The sequence below is a fragment of the Caloramator proteoclasticus DSM 10124 genome (assembly GCF_900129265.1).
Classification (GTDB): Bacteria; Bacillota; Clostridia; order Clostridiales; family Caloramatoraceae; genus Thermobrachium; species Thermobrachium proteoclasticum.
This window is the reverse complement of sequence record NZ_FQVG01000015.1, coordinates 26,687-45,908: the sequence shown is the minus strand read 5'-3', so window position 1 is coordinate 45,908 and position 19,222 is coordinate 26,687. Positions and strand designations below refer to the sequence as shown.

General features: G+C 32.0%; 15 protein-coding genes and 1 tRNA gene. 13 read left to right on the top strand and 3 right to left on the bottom strand.

The window, feature by feature from the left end:
- Positions 1-16 precede the first annotated feature (16 nt).
- From BUB63_RS05285 to BUB63_RS05270, 4 genes are all read left to right on the top strand, one after another.
- Positions 17-91 (top strand) — tRNA-Asn (locus tag BUB63_RS05285).
- Between the two features lie 562 nt (positions 92-653).
- Entirely contained in the window at positions 654-1,787 is a 1,134-nt protein-coding gene (locus BUB63_RS05280) for a LuxE/PaaK family acyltransferase (protein ID WP_084106537.1), read from the top strand.
- Positions 1,768-3,099, top strand: coding sequence for an acyl-CoA reductase (locus BUB63_RS05275; protein WP_073248253.1), 1,332 nt, complete (start codon positions 1,768-1,770; stop codon positions 3,097-3,099). The genes BUB63_RS05280 and BUB63_RS05275 overlap by 20 nt, the downstream gene beginning before the upstream one ends.
- Before the next feature lie 10 nt (positions 3,100-3,109).
- A complete protein-coding gene (locus BUB63_RS05270) occupies positions 3,110-4,510 on the top strand; it encodes an aspartate aminotransferase family protein (RefSeq protein WP_143290245.1) in 1,401 nt (466 codons plus the stop codon).
- Positions 4,511-4,525: 15 nt separating this feature from the next.
- Here the strand turns inward: BUB63_RS05270 and BUB63_RS05265 are convergent, their stop codons facing one another.
- Complete coding sequence (locus BUB63_RS05265; protein WP_073248251.1) at positions 4,526-5,131, bottom strand: DNA-3-methyladenine glycosylase; 606 nt, start codon at positions 5,129-5,131, stop codon at positions 4,526-4,528.
- Positions 5,132-5,157: 26 nt separating this feature from the next.
- On the opposite strand from BUB63_RS05265, the gene BUB63_RS05260 reads away from it, so the two are divergent.
- Together BUB63_RS05260 and BUB63_RS05255 are read left to right on the top strand one after the other, a co-directional pair.
- Positions 5,158-5,997 (top strand): CPBP family glutamic-type intramembrane protease, encoded by an 840-nt coding sequence (locus BUB63_RS05260; RefSeq protein ID WP_073248249.1) that lies wholly within the window; start codon positions 5,158-5,160, stop codon positions 5,995-5,997.
- A gap of 524 nt (positions 5,998-6,521) precedes the next feature.
- Positions 6,522-9,863: a TSCPD domain-containing protein gene (locus BUB63_RS05255; protein WP_073248247.1), complete on the top strand. Its 3,342-nt coding sequence runs from the start codon at positions 6,522-6,524 to the stop codon at positions 9,861-9,863.
- Positions 9,864-9,876: 13 nt separating this feature from the next.
- Here BUB63_RS05255 and BUB63_RS05250 read toward each other — a convergent pair whose 3' ends face one another.
- Positions 9,877-11,772, bottom strand: a complete 1,896-nt coding sequence (locus BUB63_RS05250; RefSeq protein ID WP_073248245.1) for a methyl-accepting chemotaxis protein — start codon at positions 11,770-11,772, stop codon at positions 9,877-9,879.
- A 72-nt stretch (positions 11,773-11,844) separates the two neighbouring features.
- Between BUB63_RS05250 and BUB63_RS13990 the strand changes: the two genes are divergently transcribed.
- The 6 genes from BUB63_RS13990 (at position 11,845) to phoU (ending at position 16,284) form a co-directional block, all read left to right on the top strand.
- A complete protein-coding gene (locus tag BUB63_RS13990) occupies positions 11,845-11,979 on the top strand; it encodes a hypothetical protein (RefSeq protein ID WP_278298430.1) in 135 nt (44 codons plus the stop codon).
- A gap of 137 nt (positions 11,980-12,116) precedes the next feature.
- Entirely contained in the window at positions 12,117-13,022 is a 906-nt protein-coding gene (locus BUB63_RS05245; protein ID WP_073248243.1) for a PstS family phosphate ABC transporter substrate-binding protein, read from the top strand.
- Positions 13,023-13,073: 51 nt separating this feature from the next.
- Complete coding sequence (pstC, locus tag BUB63_RS05240) at positions 13,074-13,979, top strand: phosphate ABC transporter permease subunit PstC (RefSeq protein WP_027308852.1); 906 nt, start codon at positions 13,074-13,076, stop codon at positions 13,977-13,979.
- Positions 13,979-14,851 (top strand): phosphate ABC transporter permease PstA, encoded by an 873-nt coding sequence (gene pstA, locus BUB63_RS05235; protein ID WP_027308851.1) that lies wholly within the window; start codon positions 13,979-13,981, stop codon positions 14,849-14,851. The genes pstC and pstA overlap by 1 nt, the downstream gene beginning before the upstream one ends.
- 12 nt (positions 14,852-14,863) lie before the next feature.
- Entirely contained in the window at positions 14,864-15,619 is a 756-nt protein-coding gene (pstB, locus tag BUB63_RS05230; RefSeq protein WP_073248241.1) for a phosphate ABC transporter ATP-binding protein PstB, read from the top strand.
- A 14-nt stretch (positions 15,620-15,633) separates the two neighbouring features.
- Positions 15,634-16,284: a phosphate signaling complex protein PhoU gene (gene phoU, locus BUB63_RS05225; protein WP_073248239.1), complete on the top strand. Its 651-nt coding sequence runs from the start codon at positions 15,634-15,636 to the stop codon at positions 16,282-16,284.
- An 11-nt stretch (positions 16,285-16,295) separates the two neighbouring features.
- Here phoU and lepB read toward each other — a convergent pair whose 3' ends face one another.
- Complete coding sequence (gene lepB / locus BUB63_RS05220) at positions 16,296-16,817, bottom strand: signal peptidase I (RefSeq protein WP_159431456.1); 522 nt, start codon at positions 16,815-16,817, stop codon at positions 16,296-16,298.
- A 229-nt stretch (positions 16,818-17,046) separates the two neighbouring features.
- Here lepB and fusA point away from each other — a divergent pair, with 229 nt between their 5' ends.
- The gene (gene fusA, locus BUB63_RS05215) at positions 17,047-19,134 is read left to right on the top strand and encodes an elongation factor G (RefSeq protein ID WP_073248235.1); all 2,088 of its coding nucleotides are present in this window, start codon (positions 17,047-17,049) and stop codon (positions 19,132-19,134) included.
- Positions 19,135-19,222: the final 88 nt, after the last annotated feature.

The window sequence follows — 19,222 nt, the reverse complement described above, 5'->3', positions numbered from 1 at the left end:
GGATAAAATAAAATATTCCACGGTAGCTCAATGGTGGAGCATTCGGCTGTTAACCGAAGGGCTGGAGGTTCGAGTCCTCTCCGTGGAGCCACTTTGAATGTAGGAGGTTGCAAAAGCAACCTCTTTTTATATTTATTAATACAATCTCAGGTATTTATTTAAAATACCTGAGATTGTTGACAAACCTACTTATTAGATAAATTATGAAAAAGCCCTATGAATGGATTTCAATAGGCTCTTTCGTGAGCTTTAGCAATTCTTAGCTTTTCGACTTTGAAAAAGTCCGTAATTCGGCACAGGACGTGCCGAGCCGAGCGGCCATCAGGACGATGGCATCGCGAGGGTAGGACTTTTCAAACAAAGAAAAGCTTAGAATTGATCAGCGAATTGAATGAATGCCCAAGAAATCCTTCATAGGGCCAATCAAAATATACCTTTTTCAACAGCCTGAGGTATTTATTTAAAATACCTGTTTTTGTGTTTGTAAGATTAATGGTAATTGTATTATTGATGATGATATCAATTTTATTCAATATGTTAATATATGTTAAAAAATATTTTGGAATATTTTATACATAATTGAAATATTTTGATTATATTGTTATAATAAGAATATGCACAAAATGTGCACAATTTTCCTTGGGGGGGATTTAATGAATTTTTTTAATGATTTTAAGAAAAACCTCGAAGGCCAATATGAAGAATGTACTGCATATAGAGAGCTATGCAAAAGAGAAGGGTTTAATCCCTTTAACGACTTAAAAACTGAAGAAGACTTACAATTTGTTCCTTTTATTATGACAACATCCTTCAAGAGGTCTTATGGTTCATTTACCAAACTTTTAAGGGTCGGAGTTGATGGGGTATATAAATGGACTGTATCGAGTAGTACAAGTGGAGATCCAAGTATAGTTGGAAGAAGTAAAGAGGATATTGAAAACTTAAGAAAATTTGTTTTGGAAGATGAAATAAGACATAGAGCAGAAAGAGATTATGAGTGTACTTTTTTCCCAAGAGCAGAAGAAATGAAGGCGTTTAATAGGGGTTTGTTTTTAAATAAGGTATGTGAGTCCTACTTGGGAAATATTGTGGATATATATACTTATTTAGAGCAGACAATATTTCTACTTAAACTGCAGGATGGAAAGATGGTGCTCGATATTGAACCCTTTATACAATATATTAAGGAGCATAATGGTAAAAATCATCGTGCAGCATTAGGTGGTTCTACGCCTTTGATTTTCAAAACAGTATTAAATCTAAAGGAAAAGATGAAGCCTGTTGAACTTGGAGATAGAGCTATACTTCATACAGGTGGCGGTGGATGGGACGGAAGAAAGGGAAATATAAACATAGGTGCACTAATTGAAAGGTGGAGGTTTGTAGAGGAGGTATCTAATTTTTTGGGTATACCACAGGAAAACTTTACAGATACATACTCCTTTACTGAAAATAGCTTTACGATGACAGGTCATTATAGTAGAGAGCATAGGGATTATTTATTCCACGTTCCAGAGTTTGCAAGAGTCATAGTAAGAGATATAAAGACACTAAAACCTGTTAAGGAAGGTGAAAGAGGCTTTATTCAGGTATTAAATGCCTATGGAACTTCAGCCTTTGCAGGTGCAAGTATCCTTGTTGATGATATAGGAGAGGTAGTTTCCTATACTCATTGTCCTGAATGTGGCTATAAGGGAATGGTTATTAAACTTTTAGGCAGAGTAAAGGGGACAGAGGCAAAGGGTTGCGGTGCTACCTTAGGAGGTGATGGGGTTGGAAATAATTAAAAGGGATTATAATGGCTGTGTTGTAGATGTTGCAGTTTATGATATTTCTGATATAAAGTCGGAGGTTTTAAGGCTTAAGGAGAATAAAAATAAGGCACACAATATAAAAACAGAAGAAACGTTAAATATTCTTGATTTGTGTGCTAAGAAGTGGCTGGATAGAGATTATTCGAAAAAACACGTTGAGCAATTAGCAAGGATAACAAATCAAAGTGAAGAAATGGTATTATTTGAACTTCAACACACAATGCAGGGCCTTTTAAAGGAAAATACAAAAAAATTAATAGAGGAGGAACTAAGGAGAGAGGATATTTTAGATAATTGGGTTTCAACCCATTATGGTTTGGTTCATAGACAACCACGTGGATTAGTATTCCACAACGTATCAGGTAATGCCTTTATAGTAGTACCAATTAGTATTGCTATGGGACTAATATCAAAGAATGTTAATATAGTTAAGGTATCAAAGGATGAACCATATTTTGCTAATGTATTTTATAAAAGTCTAATGGAGATAGATGAGTCTATTAAGGAAAGATTATCTATAGTATACTTTGATAGTTCCTCAAGTGACATTTATGAATATATAGTGTCAAATTCTGATTGTGTTGTACATTGGGGAGGAAAAACTTCAAGGGACTATATGGCTAATTTATGTGCAAAACATTCTGTTCACTTTATAGAACACGGACCAAAAATAAGTTTTGAAGTTATAGATAAACAGCCAAGTATTGAAGAAATAAGAGGTATAGCTATTGATATGTCGCTGTGGGAACAAAAGGCTTGTTTATCACCAAGGATTGTATTTTTAAATACAGCAATAGATAAAGAGCAATTTCTTGAGCAATTTAAGTCCTGTTTAGAGGAAATAAATGAGGTACTACCTAAGGGTTACTACGATTATTTTTCTTCTATAAAAATATTGCAGGATAGACAAAGTTTGTTTTTAAAGAACATAGATAATCCTAAATTTAATATGTTCTGCAGCAAAAATTCAGATTATACTATAGTTTATTCTGAGGATTTCCCAAAGAACAACGAGGTCGATATGTGTTTTGGCAGATTCATATATGTTTGCCCATATAAAAATAAAGAAGAAGTTATAAACTATATTAACACTTATCTTAAGGGGTATCTTCAAACAATGGGATACTGTGGTGATGATTTAGAATTTATTGAACAAGTTACTTTGTGTGGTGTTAGCATTGTTACAAAGTTGGGGGAAATGTCGCTTCATAAGAATGGCACGTCCCACGATGGAATTTATAACTTAAGTGAATTAACCTATGTTGTTAGTTACCAAAAAGATTAGGGGGGATAATATGAAGGTAAAAGACTATTATAGGGACTTTATAACTGTTGATGAGGCATTAAATTTAAAAAGAAATGAAGTAAGGGAAAATTATAAAGAATATGTTAATTCTGCTGCAGTACAACTTTTAGGACTTTTAGACTTTGATAAACATTTTGTAAAGGCAAAAGGAACAAAGGTATATGATGAAGATGGAAAAGAGTATATAGACTTTTTAGGTGGATATGGTGCCTTAAATGTAGGACATAATAATGAATATGTTTTAGAGGGAATTAAAAAGGCTGTAGGTCTACCTAATATATTACAGGCATCCATATACAACTTTGCGGGTGTACTTGCCAAAAACCTTTCACTTTTAACTGGAGGACAGTTAAAGAGAACCTTCTTTGCAAATAGTGGGGCTGAAGCAGTTGAAGGTGCACTTAAAATAGCAAAGATTGCAAGTGGAAAAAGTAAAATAGCATACTGCCAAAACTCCTTCCACGGTAAATCAATGGGGGCACTTTCTGTAACAGGAAGAGAAAAATATCAAAATCCATTTAAACCTTTAGTTCCAGATTGCTATCCTGTTCCTTATGGAGATGATAAGGCCCTTGAGGACTTGCTTAAGATGGGAGGTTTTGCAGCATTTATTGTAGAACCAATACAAGGAGAAGGAGGAATAAATGTTCCACCTTCAGGTTACTTAAGAAGAGCAAGGGAAATATGTGATAAGTATGGGGTGTACCTAATTATAGATGAAATACAAACAGGATTTGGAAGAACAGGATATATGTTTGCATATCAAGCAGAGGAAATAGTTCCTGATATAATGTGTTTTGCAAAATCAATAGGTGGAGGAATAGTACCAATCGGAGGATACATTGCAAAGGATGAAATATGGAAGAAGGCCTATGGTTCTGTTGATAAGGCATTTTTACATACGTCAACCTTTGGAGGAAATACGTTAGCCTGTGCTGCAGGAATTGCAACTATTGAGTATTTAGTTGAAAATAATCTTGATAGACAGGCAAAGGAGAAGGGAGACTATTTTATAAAGAAACTTTTAGAACTTAAGGCAAAATATCCAGTAATAAAGGATGTAAGAGGTCGTGGACTTATGATTGGACTCGAGTTTGAGGAACCAAAGGGAATATTAAACAAAATTACAGCAGGAAAACTATCAGAATTGTCAAAGGAATATTTTGCATCTTTAGTAGCTGGAAAACTTATGAATGAATATGGTATTATAACTGCTTACACCCTAAACAATCCTAATGTTATAAGACTTGAACCACCTCTAATAGTAGAATATGATGAGATAGACAAAGTATTATTTGCATTAGAGGATATATTCGAGAAAAACGGTGGTTTTTTAAGTCTTGGATTAGAAAGTGGTAAACAGGTAATAAAGTCTTTATTTAAAAAATAGTGGCTATTTTAGCCACTATTTTTGTGAAACCCAGGGATTGTCCTTTATATAAAATCTCCAGGGATAAAATCTTGCCTCTTCAGCATAGTCAATGTTTATTCTTGTAGTTTCAACTATATCAAAATCATTATATCCTGCATCTTCAACATATAGAGTATCAGAAAACAGATTTATTCCGTTTAAAGATTTATCAAGATTTAGTGCAATACACAGTTTAGATGGACCGTTTGTTAAGTTTTTGAATTGGCTTTTGCTTATTTCTTTAAGCTCCTTTTTGTATCTTAATTTGAACATATAATCAATTCCCTCTATAGGTTCAATAGCACGTATCAATACAGCACAGGGTTTGCCTTCATCTTCAGTAACAATATTAAAACAGTAGTACATACCATAGATAAAGTATATATAGGCGTGACCAGCATCCTTAAACATTACTTCATTTCTTTGAGTTTTTCTGTTATTATATGAATGTGCAGCTTTATCAAAGGGACCTATATATGCTTCTGTTTCAACAATTCTACCAACAAGCTTATGTCCATTAATATTTCTTACAATGTTTTTGCCAAGAAGTTCTTTAGCAACATTTAGAGTGTCCTTTTTATAAAAATCTTTATTGAGCATAACAACCTCCAGAAAGGGATGATATTTTGAAAAAATTAGTTTTGGTTTTTAAAATATTAGGTTTTCTAATTTTAAATGCATTAGGTTTGTATATATTAGAAATGACATTGAACTTTTTTTCAGTTTATTTTAATAATGCATATATTTTTAATATTATTTATTCATTAGGAACTATATTAGTTTTAATTTTAAATACTAAGCTGTTTATAAGAAAAGATACATTAAACTTTCTTAAATTATATTTTAAAAATATAGATTTTAAAAGAGTAGCATATTTAGTATTATTAGCATCGTGCCTTAATATCATTGTTACACTTATATTGATATTTCTTCGCAAGTACACAGTATATAATTTTATATGGGATAAGCTTTATATAGAGGATATATTAGGTGTGATTTTTACAGGATTTATTATATCACTATCATATTCAATAATTGAAGAAGTAATTTTAAGAGGATATCTATTTAATATGATACCTTTAAAAGAAGAAATAAATATAGTTTTGATTGCACTACTCTATACAACCTTTAATGCCTTAAGTAGAGGATTTAATTTTGTATTTATAATAAATACATTTTTGTTTGCCCTGTTTTTAAATATTATATATTACAAATATAAAAACTTAATATATACACTATCCTTTACTTTTATATGGTTTTATATATCCAACTATATTTTTTCCTTAAGTTTAGATCCAGAAAGTTTAGATATATATTCAGTTGTAAATTTAATGTATGGCAGCTTTGATATAATAGGCGGTGGCGAGTATGGAATATTTGGTAGCATTGTATTTTCTATTTTTCTTTTATTGATTAACTTATATGAGTTAAAATCTTTGAATGTATTTCATAGATGGACATTATAGAAATAAAAACAAAAGGACAGTACATTTAAAAGGTGTATTGTCAGGCTGTTGAAAAAGTTATATATTGATTAGCCCCATGAAGGATTTCTTGGGCATTTGTTCATTTCGCTAATCAATTCTAAGCTTTTCTTTGTTTGAAAAAGTCCTACCCTCGCGATGCCATTATCCTGATGGCCGCTCGGCTCGGCACGTCCTGTGCCGAATTACGGACCTTTCCAAAGTCGAAAAGCTAAGAATTGCTAAAGCTCACGAAAGAGCCCACTGAAATCCATTCATGGGGCTTTTTCAAAATTTAGCTAACAAGTAGGTTTGTTAACAATCTCACAATACGTTTTAAAGATGTATTGTCTTTTTTATTTTTATAAATGTATTAATAAAAGTGTAAAAAAATAAAAAAGGTGAATATAGTTATGGATAATTAATGTTCATAGAGAATAAATAAATTTAAAAAAATAATTAGATATGATACTATATTTAGTGTTCTTAGTGTATAATAATACTAAATATAGTAAGGGGCGATGTGTATGGGATTTTCTAAAAATGCTATTAAGGTATTAGAAAAAAGGTATTTAGCAAAGGATGTTGATGGAAACATAATAGAGACTCCAGATGAAATGTTACATAGAGTAGCTAAAAAAGTTGCAGAGGCAGATAAATTTTATGATGAAAATGCTGATGTGCAAAAGACAGAACAAATATTTTATGAAATGATGAAGAATTTAAATTTTCTTCCGAACTCTCCAACCTTAATGAATGCAGGCAGACCTCTTGGACAGCTATCTGCTTGCTTTGTACTCCCTGTAGAAGACTCGATGGAGGGTATATTTGATTCTATAAAGAATGCGGCACTTATCCATAAATCAGGTGGTGGAACAGGATTTAGCTTCTCAAGATTAAGACCAAGTGGCTCAAGCGTAAAGTCGACAGGAGGTGTAGCTTCTGGTCCAGTTAGTTTTATGAAGGTATTTGATGCAGCAACAGAAGCAGTAAAGCAGGGGGGAACCAGAAGGGGTGCAAATATGGGTATTCTTCGCATTGATCACCCTGATATTTTAGAGTTTATAAAATGTAAAGAGGATAACAATGCGATTAACAATTTTAACATAAGTGTTGCAGTAACAGAAAAATTTATGGAGGCTGTTATAAAGGGAGAGGACTATGATTTAATAGACCCAAATACAAAGAAGGTAAAGGGGAGATTAAATGCAAGGGAAGTATTTGACCTAATAGTTAAAATGGCTTGGAAAAATGGAGAGCCTGGTATAGTTTTTATAGATAGAATGAATAAGTTTAACCCTACACCTAATTTAGGAGAGATAGAGAGTACTAATCCTTGTTTACACAAAGATACGTTAATAGCAACAAAATATGGTTTAAAGAAAATATCTGAATTATATCAAGAAAATATTGATAAAGAGGTTGAAATATTAACTGATAATCGAGTATTAAATGAGGGTTTTGGTGTTAAGGTAAGGAGTGCTAAAATAGTTAAAACAGGAATAAGAAAAACATTAAGGATAGAGCTAAGTAATGGACAAAATTTAATATTAACACCAGAACACAAGGTTATGACTTTGAATGGATGGAAGATGGCTAAAGATTTATCAGTAGAAGATGAAGTTTTTGTTCAGAGTGGAGAAGGAGTATTTGTAAAGGAAGATAGTATAGGAAGTGAGCTTGGGTTTTTATTAGGATATATATTAGGGGATGGTTGGCTTACTAAAGATGGAAAGGTTTTAGGTGTTGTGTTTGCAGAAAATGAAAAGTATATAATGCATAAAATACAGGAGATTTCTGAAAAATACAATGGTGGAAGAGGAATTGTAAATAAGAGGGAAAATGGTACTTGGCAAATATTATTTAAAAGAAAGGAATTTGTTGAGAAGGTAAAGGAGCTTGGAATAGAAGGCAAAAAGGCACCCTTTAAGAGAGTTCCAAAGTCTATGTTTACAGCGTCTAAAGAGACAATTGCAGCCTTTTTAGATGGAATTTTTAGTGCAGATGGTACTATAAATTATATAGATGAAGACCATAGAGATATTAGATTGACTTCTGCTTCAAAGGAGCTATTGCTGGATCTTCAAATCATACTTTTAAATTTAGGAATAACAAGTAAAGTTTATAATAGAACAAAGAAAAATCAAACTCAATTTAAGTATAAAAACAAAGATGGTGAAGTAAAAACCTATACAGGCAATAACCTTTATGAATTGATTATAAATGGAAATGATATTATAAAATTTAGAGACGTAATAGGTGGATTTACACACAAAGAAAAGAACTTAAAATTAAGTCAGATTTGCAAAGAGTCTCGTAAAAATATATATTATAAGTTTAAAGTTAAAGATATAAAAGAATGGGAAGAGTGCGATGTATATGATGTTATAGAACCAGTTACAAATTCACTTATAGCAAATGGGATGGTAGTACACAATTGTGGGGAGCAGCCGCTACTTCCTTATGAAAGCTGTAATTTAGGTTCCATTAATTTATCAAATATGGTTAAATGGAATGGAAAAGAATATGAAGTAGATTATGAACTCTTAGAGGAGACGGTATTTAATGCAGTTCATTTTTTAGATAATGTAATTGATGTTAATGTTTATCCTCTAAAGGAAATAGAGGCTATGACAAAGAGAACAAGAAAAATAGGCCTTGGTGTAATGGGATTTGCTGATATGCTAATAAAACTTAATATACCTTATAATTCAGAAAAGGCGGTAAAACTTGCAGAGGATATAATGAAATTTATAAATGATAAGTCAAAGGAAGAGAGTAGAAGGCTTGCTAAATTAAGGGGAGCGTTCCCAGAGTTTAAAAATAGTATATATAAAGATGAAGAACCTTTAAGAAATGCTACAACAACTACAATAGCACCAACAGGTACAATAAGTATATTAGCAGGAGTATCATCAGGTATAGAACCATTATTTGCATTAGCCTTTTGGAGAAATGTAATGGACAATGAAAGGCTTGTTGAAATGAATTATTTGCTTGAAGATGAGTTAAGACAGAGGGGAATTTATTCAAAGGATTTGATTGATAAAATAGCAGATAGAGGAACTTTAGAGGGAATTAAGGAAGTACCAGAGGATTTAAAGAAGATATTTGTAACAGCCCACGAAATAGAACCAATATGGCACATAAAGATGCAGGCAGCTTTTCAAAAGTACACAGATAACGCTGTATCTAAAACTGTCAACTTTAAAAACTCTGCAACAGTAGAAGATGTAAAGACTGTATATCTCCTTGCCTATAGGCTTGGTTGCAAGGGTGTTACAATATATAGGGATGGCAGTAGAGAAGGTCAAGTTATAAACATTGGAAAAGATAAAGAAGTTAAAATTGATGAACATATTCCACGAGAACGTCCTGAAATAACTATGGGAATAACCGAAAAGGTAAGAGTTGGCTGTGGAAATCTCTATATTACAGTTAACTATGATGATAATGGAATATGTGAGGTATTTACTAATGTAGGTAAAGCTGGTGGGTGTCCATCACAATCTGAAGCTACTGCAAGACTTGTATCAATAGCATTAAGAAGTGGAATGGATGTAAAGGAAATAATAGAACAGTTAAAGGGTATAAGATGTCATTCAACTCTAAGACAGAGAGCAAACAACAAGGATATAAAGGTTTTATCCTGTCCTGATGCTATTGCAAGAACAATAGAAACTTTAATAGATATAAAAAAGGTGGGAGGTTTTAAGGATTTAAATATTAAACCTGCTGATGAAATAGAGGACTTAATAGCAAATTCAAGTAAGAAATCAAAAATCAAATGCCCAGAGTGTGGTAATGAAATAACTCATCAGGATGGATGTGTAATATGTCCAAGTTGTGGATATTCAAAATGCAGTTAGGGTGTAGATTATTCTACACCCTAAACTTGTTTACTGTACTATTTAGATTTTCTGATAGATGAATCAGATTATCTGCTTGAAGTTTTATATTTTTAATTTCTTCTATTTGATTTAGAACGTGTAGCGATGATGCTTCAGATGTTTCTAAAAATTGTTCTGATACAGATAGAGTATTCTTTATACTATTTTCAAGACTACTGCTTTTACCTGTAATTTCATTTATTGTATCGTACATACTGTTTAACGAATAAAGCATTCTTTCAACAGTATTATTTAAATATTCAAAGGAGTTTTCTGTTACTTTAACTGCATCACTTTGCTTTAATATATTTTCTTTAATTGTTTTTGTATATTCAATAGTAGAATTAGTTAACTTTTGTATGTCTTCAATTATTTTTTTGATATTATTGGTAGATAGGTTTGTTTCTTCTGACAGCTTCCTTATTTCATTTGCCACAACTGCAAAGCTTCTTCCAGCCTCTCCCGCACGAGCAGCCTCAATAGATGCATTAAGTGCGAGAAGATTAGTTTGGGAGGATATTTGGTTAATAACTGTAATAACAGAGTTTATGTTTTTAATATGCTCAACCAATAGTTCTATTTGCTCTTCGATATCCTGCATTGATTTTATAGTATGCTGGTTCTTTTCCTTTAGGTTACTAATTGAATCTAATGCAGTTTTATTAGAATTTTCTATGTTATAGCTTTCCTCTATAAGTTCACACCTTTTTTCATCTAATATCTTTGCGTCCTCAACAAAGGCCTTTGCTATTTCAATCGAGTTTGTAATTTCCTTCTTTTGATTTTCAGTTCCTGCTGATATTTCCTTCATTGCAATTTCAACTATATCAGAACCCTGTAATAATGATACTGCATCTTTGTTTAAATCTTGAGATGAATTCATTAATGTGTCTGAAGCATTTTGTATTTGTTCTATAAGCTGTTTCATATTATATAGCATTTTATTTAAATAACCTGACAGTTCACCAAATTCATCCTTTGAATCAATAATTACATCTATTGTTAAATCTCCTTTACCTATATTCTCCATATATCTTGCAAGTTTTTTAAGTTTTCTATTAATTCTATTTGAGAATAGATATCCTATAAAGATTGATATTCCAATAAATATAATGAATACAACAGTCATTATATAGAACATAAATATTGATTTAGAATATATATCTTTTTTGTTTATTTGAGCAACTATTTTCCAATTAGATTTGAAATTATTTTGATAAAATATAAAGCTTGAATTACTATCAAAATCGGTTTGCTTTAGGCTTTTTTTACCTGACAATATTTCTTTGATGATATTTTTATTATTTATGTATTGATTAATATCTTTATTTATATATTGGGATTGTCGTGTTGTAATTATTTTGCCATTTGTATCAAGTAAAAATACTTGTCCGCTATTTTCTGTTATAAATCCTTCAAAGGATTTTAAAAAGTCTGTTAAGGATATAGTAAAGCCAACTATACCTGCTATATTGTTTTCATTATCATAGATTGTTTTTGAAAGTATAATTGAAGTTTTATTATTTCCTTTTTCTTTTATAGTATTGCTCCAATAGGGATTATTGAAGTTGTTTATTGTTTTATTGTAAATTTCAGTAGATGAATTTACATTTATGTTTAAACTGTTATTTGGGTAAAAATAAGTATTCCCATTCTTATTAGATATAAATACATTTCTTATATTGATGTTGGAAGACATTACCTTCTTAAATTCGTCACTAAGCACCTCTTGGTTTAAATCATATAGATGTGTTTTAATGTTCTTGTTTTCAGCAACAAGAGTAAGTATACCCTCAAAGGAAGACAGTTTTTCATTAATTAAATTGTTTAATCTTTCAGAGGTTTGTTCAATGGAACTAGTATAATTCTTTTCTATTGTTTTAATCAAAAATGAACTTGATATTATACCAAATATTATGTTGTATCTGTTAATAGAGAAGGAAAAGAGGTTGAGTTTCCTTTGGTATCTGTTTCAATAGCGTGTATGGAGGGGGATCTAAAGGAATATAGTTCAGCAAAGGAGATAGGAGAACATCTATCCTGTGTAAAAAAGCAGTGTAAGCTAACTAAGGGAAGCTGTTTTATTATTTCTTGATGTATATAAAAAGTTAAAAAACAAAAAATAAAATTAAGACTTAACTTAGAATTAACAAAAACGTGCATGAACTTAACAAAAGAAAAATATAAAATGTAATTGTAAGTTGAAAGAATAACAATGAAAGGGGAAAAATTATGAAGGCTAAGAAATTTATGACATTAGCAGTGACAGCAATTCTTTCTTTATCAATGGTATCCTGTGCAGGACAAAAGAGCAAATCACTTAGTGGAACAGTTAAAATCGATGGTTCAAGTACAGTATATCCAATAACTCAGGCAGTAGCAGAAGAGTTTAAGAAGGAAAATCAAGGTGTAGAAATAACAGTAGGTGTTTCTGGTACAGGTGGAGGATTTAAGAAGTTTGTAGTAGGTGAAACTGATATAAACGACGCATCAAGAAAGGTTAAACAAGAAGAAATTGATAAGGCAAAAGCAAATGGAATAGAAATGACAGAAATACAAGTTGCATTTGATGGTATAGCAGTTGTTGTTAATAAGCAAAATGACTGGGCAAAGGATATGACAGTAGAAGAGCTAAAGATGATATGGGATAAGGATTCAAAGGTTCAATATTGGAGCGATGTAAGACCTGAATGGCCAAAGGAAAAGATTAAGTTATATGGCCCAGGAACTGACTCAGGAACATTTGAATATTTTACAGAAGAAATAAATGGTAAGGCAAAGCAAATAAGAGCAGACTATACTGCGAGTGAAGATGATAATGTTCTTGTTCAAGGTGTAGCAGGAGATAAATATGCAATGGGATTCTTTGGTCTTGCTTACTATGAAGAAAATATGGATAAGTTAAATATTGTTAAGATAAATGGTGTAGAACCAACACTTGAAACTGTTAAGAATGGAACATATAAGCCACTTTCAAGACCACTATTTATATACGTTTCAAATAAGGCATTAGAAAGAGCAGAAGTTAAGGAATTTGTTAAGTTCTATCTAACAAAGGGTAAGGATTTAGTTAAGGAAGTTGGTTATATACCAATGGAAGATTCAAGATATCAAGAAGAGCTAAACAAGATTAAGTAATTTAGGCACCCTAAGGGGTGCCTTATGGCCTGTAAAGAAGGGGGAGATGTTGTGAAAAAGATACAATTTGAAGGAAAAGAAAAAATGAATAGGCTCGAAAAGGTTGTAAAGATTATTTTAACAACACTTGGACTTATATCTATATTTACTACTATTGGAATAATTTTTTCCCTTTTTGAAGAAACATATATGTTCTTTAAAGAAGTATCTATAGTAGAATTTTTGACTGGAACAAAATGGACACCACTTATTGAACCAACTCACTTTGGAGTATTACCTCTTGTTGCAGGGACTATGCTTATAGTTGTTATAGCAGGTTTAATATCAATACCATTAGGTCTTGGTAGTGCAATCTACTTAAGTGAGTACGCTCCAAAGAAGGTTAGAAAGATATTAAAGCCAATACTTGAGGTTTTAGCAGGTGTTCCTTCTATTGTTTATGGATACTTTGCATTAACAGCAATAACACCTTTAATTAGAAATATATTTCCTGATACGAGTGTATACAATGCCTTAAGTGCAGGTATTGCGGTTGGTATAATGACAATACCTCTTGTATCATCTATGAGCGAAGATGCTATGATGGCAGTTCCTGATTCTTTAAGAAATGGTGCCTATGCACTTGGGGCGACAAAGCTTGAAGTTACCAAGGATGTTGTTATTCCAACTGCTATGTCAAGTATAGTTGCTTCCTTTATACTTGCTATATCAAGAGCAGTTGGAGAAACAATGATTGTTGCAATGGCGGCTGGTTCAACACCAAAACTTACTATAAATCCTTTAGAGAGTATACAAACAATGACTGGATACATTGTTCAAATAAGTATGGGTGATGTACCTTATGGTTCACTTGCCTACAAGACACTATTTGCAGTAGGTACACTTCTTTTCCTTATGACGTTTACACTTAATGTTATTTCAAGATATTTTGTTAGAAAATATAGGAGGGCTTATTAATGAATAATGAGGAGTTAAGAAGGCTCAAAAAAAGAAAAATGTTAAATAGTATAATGCACGGCATATTTTTAGCTTGTACATTGTTTGGAGTTATAGTACTTGTGATACTAATGATAGATATATTAAGAAAAGGTCTTCCTTGGCTGAGCCTTGATTTTCTAAAGAATTTCCCCTCAAGATTTCCAAGAAAGTCAGGTATATATCCAGCACTATTAGGAAGCCTTTGGGTAATTTTTTTAACTGCTTTAATAGCATTCCCTATAGGAGTTGGTACTGCTATATACCTTGAGGAATATGCAGAAGATAATAAGTTTACAGAGTTTATTAAATTAAATATTGCAAACTTAGCTGGTGTACCATCAATTATTTATGGAATGCTTGGACTTGCTGTGTTTGTAAGACTATTTGCAATGGGAAGAACAATACTGGCGGCGTCATTTACAATGGCAATTTTGATTTTACCAATTATAATAATATCTTCACAGGAGGCTATAAAAAGTGTGCCATCATCCCTAAAGCAGGCATCCTATGCACTTGGCACAACAAAATGGCAGACTGTAACAGGGGTTATACTTCCATATGCACTACCTGGGATATTAACAGGTTCAATACTTGCAATATCAAGAGCTCTTGGTGAAGCAGCACCACTTATTGTTGTAGGGGCCCTTGCCTATGTATCCTTTATACCCAAGGGACCATTTGACCAGTTTACAGTACTTCCAATACAGATATTCAACTGGGCAGGAATGCCAAAGAAGGATTTCCAAGATGTTGCAGCAGCAGGAATTATAGTGCTTCTTGTTATATTGCTTGGAATAAATTCCGTTGCAATTATATTAAGAAATAAATATCAAATAAGAATGAAGGACTAAGGGGGCTAAAAAATGGAACCAATATTAAGTGTCAGAAATTTAAACTTTTACTATGGTGAACACAAGGCCTTAAAGGATGTTAATATGGATATATACAAAAACAATGTAACAGCCTTTATAGGGCCTTCAGGGTGTGGTAAATCAACCTTTTTGAGAACTTTAAATAGAATGAATGATTTTATTGAGAACGTTAAGGTTGAAGGAAACATAATATATGAAGGAAAAGATATTTATTCAAAGGAGATGGAGCCTGTTGAACTAAGAAGAAGAATAGGTATGGTATTTCAAAAACCCAATCCATTTCCAAAGACTATATATGAAAATATAGTATATGGACTTAGAAAAAATGGAGTAAATAAAAAGGATGTATTGGATGAGGTAGTTGAAAAGACTCTAAAGGCAGTTGCACTATATGATGAGGTAAAGGATAAAATATATAAATCAGCTCTTGAGCTTTCAGGAGGACAGCAGCAAAGACTTTGTATTGCAAGAGCTATTGCAATGCAGCCTGATGTTGTTTTGATGGATGAACCAACTTCAGCTCTTGACCCTATTTCAACTATGAAAATTGAAGAATTAGTACTTGAACTTAAAAAGGATTATACTATAATTATAGTAACACATTCAATGCAGCAGGCAGCAAGAATATCAGACTATACAGCATTTTTCTTAAATGGGGAAGTAATTGAATATGATGAAACCAGCAAAATATTCTCAAATCCAAGGGATAAAAGAACAGAGGACTATATTACAGGAAGATTCGGTTAAAAGGAGAGGTTAATATGAGAGAACATTTAGATCAACAGCTAACAAGATTAAATCACGACTTAATTAAAATGGGTGCAATGGTTGAGACAATAATAGACAAAGCAGTAACATCTCTCAAGAATCAAGATTTAGAACTTGCAAAAGAAATATATACAGAAGATGATGCTATAGATGAGATGGAACTAAAAATTGAGAAGGATTGTTTAAACTTAATTGCACTTCAACAACCAATGGCAAAGGATTTAAGAAGGATTGCTTCAGCATTAAAAATAATAACTGATTTAGAAAGAATAGGGGATCACGCTGTTAATATAGCAAAAATTACATTGGAGATTGGTAATGAGTCTTTAATGAAACCTCTAATAGACATACCTAAAATGGCAGAGATAGCTCAAAATATGATAAAATTAAGCCTTGATGCCTTTGTAAATCAAGATATAGAGATTGCTAAAAGGGCAGCGGAAATGGATGAAGAAGTTGATAAATTATACGACACTGTAATAAATGAGGTATTTCAGTATATACAAAAGGATAGCAAATTTTTAAACCAAGGAATAAAGCTTTTATTTGTAGGAAGATATCTTGAAAGAGTTGCAGATCATACGACAAATATATGTGAACGTATTATCTATATGGTAACTGGAGAAAGAGTAGAGATAAATTAAGGTAGCATTTGCTACCTTAATTTTTTTATATCATTAAAGGGATAAACTCTAAGAACAGCGTGTCCTTTAAGATTCTTTATTGGTATAGGCCCTATATATCTACTATCCTCACTAACCTCTCTATTATCACCTAATACAAATACACAGTCTTCGGGTACAGTAATCTTTAAATCAACATCTGTATAAGTACCTGGTTCTAAATAATCCTCCTGAAGTTTATCTCCATTTATATATACATTTCCATCCTTTATTTCAACAGTTTCGTTTGGCAAACCTATTATTCTCTTTATATATATTCCTCTTCCTTTACTTCCAGGGTCTAATATAACAATTTCTCCTCTATAAATTTTTTTTCTATACATACTTATTTTTTCAACTATAATCCTATCATTGTTATGTAGAGTAGGAACCATAGATATTCCTGAAACCTGTATTATATCAAATATGAAAGCTTTTATAGTAAAGGCAAGAACTGCTGCAATTACTAAGGAATATAACCATTCTTTGATTTCATTTTTTATGTTCTCCTTCAATTTTAGCACCTCCTAAAAGTAACTAATAATATTATACACATTTTACATAAAATTTGTAACTAAAAAATACAATATAAATAAAAGATTAATAAAATGTATAAAAAACCAATAAAAGTATAAAATAATAAAAGATGTATTTTCAAAAAATTTTAAAAATTTTAGAAGGATTTTTAAAAAATCTATAGAAATATAAAAATAAGGCATAAAAACTGCCAAAGGGGGAATTGATATGAAGGAGTACAAAGCCGAAAATGTCCGAAACATCGGGATTATAGGTCATGGAGGTACAGGTAAAACATCTCTTGCAGAAGCAATTCTATTTAACACAAAGGAATCCGACAGACTAGGTAGAACAGATGATGGTACCTCTATATTAGACTATGATCCCGAGGAAAAAAAGAGAAAAATATCAATATCATCAGCAGTAGCAAACTGCGTTTGGAATGGACACAAGATTTATTTAGTAGATACTCCAGGATATTTTGATTTTGTAGGAGAGGTTATTCAGGGTCTTAAGGGTGTTGACGCTGCTTTAATTAGTGTGTGTGGTGTTTCAGGTCTTCAAGTAGGAACTGAAAAATCCTGGGATTATGTTAATAGATATAATATTCCAAGAGCATTTTTTATTAATAAATTAGATAGAGAAAATTCAAGCTATGATAAAGCATTGCAAAGTCTGAAGGATAGGTTTGGACTTGCAGTTGTTCCTATAGAAATTCCAATAGGCAGAGAAAGTGAATTTAAAGGTGTTGTTAATATTATAAACAAAAAAGCTAAGGTTTATGACTCAAAGCTTAAATCAATGGTTGATGTTGAAGTAGCAAGTGAACTTATTCCAACTATTGATGAATATAGAAGTGCACTTATGGAGGCTGTAGCAGAAACAGATGAGGAACTATTAGATAAATACTTAAGTGATGGAGAGCTTTCTGAAGAAGAGATAATAATGGGACTTAAAAAGGGCATACTATCCTGTGAAATAGCTCCTGTATTCTGTGGTTCAGCTGTAAACAACATAGGGATTCATACACTTCTTGATAATATTATTAGCTATTTTCCATCACCAGTAGAGAGAACCTATGAAGGAATTAATCCAAAGACAGGAGATATAGAAAAGAGAAATTCAAGCATAGATGAAGCCTTTTCAGCTGTTGTGTTTAAGACAATTGCAGACCCGTTTGTAGGAAGATTGTCATTGTTTAGAGTTCTATCAGGAAGTATTGCAGCAGATTCATCTATATATAACTCTACTCAAGATAAGATAGAAAAAGTAGGAACATTATATCTTTTAAAGGGAAAAAATCAGATTGCTGTAGATAGGCTTTATGCAGGAGAAATAGGAGCAGTATCAAAATTGCAGTATACGTTAACAGGAGATACTCTCTGTGATGTTTCAAAACCAATTGTATATGGTAAGATGGAATTCCCAGAACCTTGTTTATCAATGACAGTTAAACCAAAGGCAAAGGGAGATGAGGATAAAATTTCAAATGGTCTTCATAAGCTACTTGAAGAAGATCCAACCTTTAAGATTACAAGAGATGTAGAAAATGCAGAAACTATTATTTCAGGACTTGGTGAGATTCATATTGAAATAATTGCAAATAAGCTTAAAAATAAATATGGAGTAGATGTTGTATTAGAAACTCCAAAGGTTCCATATAGAGAAACAATAAGGAAAACTTCCGATGTACAGGGAAAGTATAAAAAACAAAGTGGTGGTCACGGACAATATGGAGATGTTTGGATAAAATTTGAACCACAAAATGAGACTGAGGATTTAATATTTGTAGACCAAATTGTAGGTGGTGTTGTCCCAAGACAATACATACCAGCAGTTGAAAAGGGTCTAAGAGAAGCTATGAAACACGGTGTTCTTGCAGGCTATCCAGTTATAGGAATAAAGGCAACTTTACACGATGGTTCATACCATCCAGTTGACTCATCAGAAATGGCCTTTAAGACAGCAGCATCTTTAGCATACAAGAAAGGAATGAAGGAAGCAGACCCAGTTTTATTAGAGCCAATAATGCACGTTGAAGTTACTGTTCCAGATGAATATATGGGAGATGTTATGGGAGATATTAACAAGAGACGTGGAAGAGTTTTAGGAATGGAACAAAAGAATGGTCTTGAGGTTGTTACAGCAGAGGTACCACTTGCAGAAATGTTTAAATATGCTACAGAATTAAGGTCTATGACTCAAGCAAGAGGCAATTTTACAATGAGATTTGAACGTTATGAAGAGGTTCCTCCTGTAATTAGTCAAAAAATAATTGAAAACGCTCAAAAACAAAAGGAAATGGAAGAAGAATAAGCCAAGTGGCTTATTCTTTTTTTATTTCTTATAAATACCTTTATAAAAAAATTTTAAAGGGTAAAACTAAATATTGAGGAGGGGATAT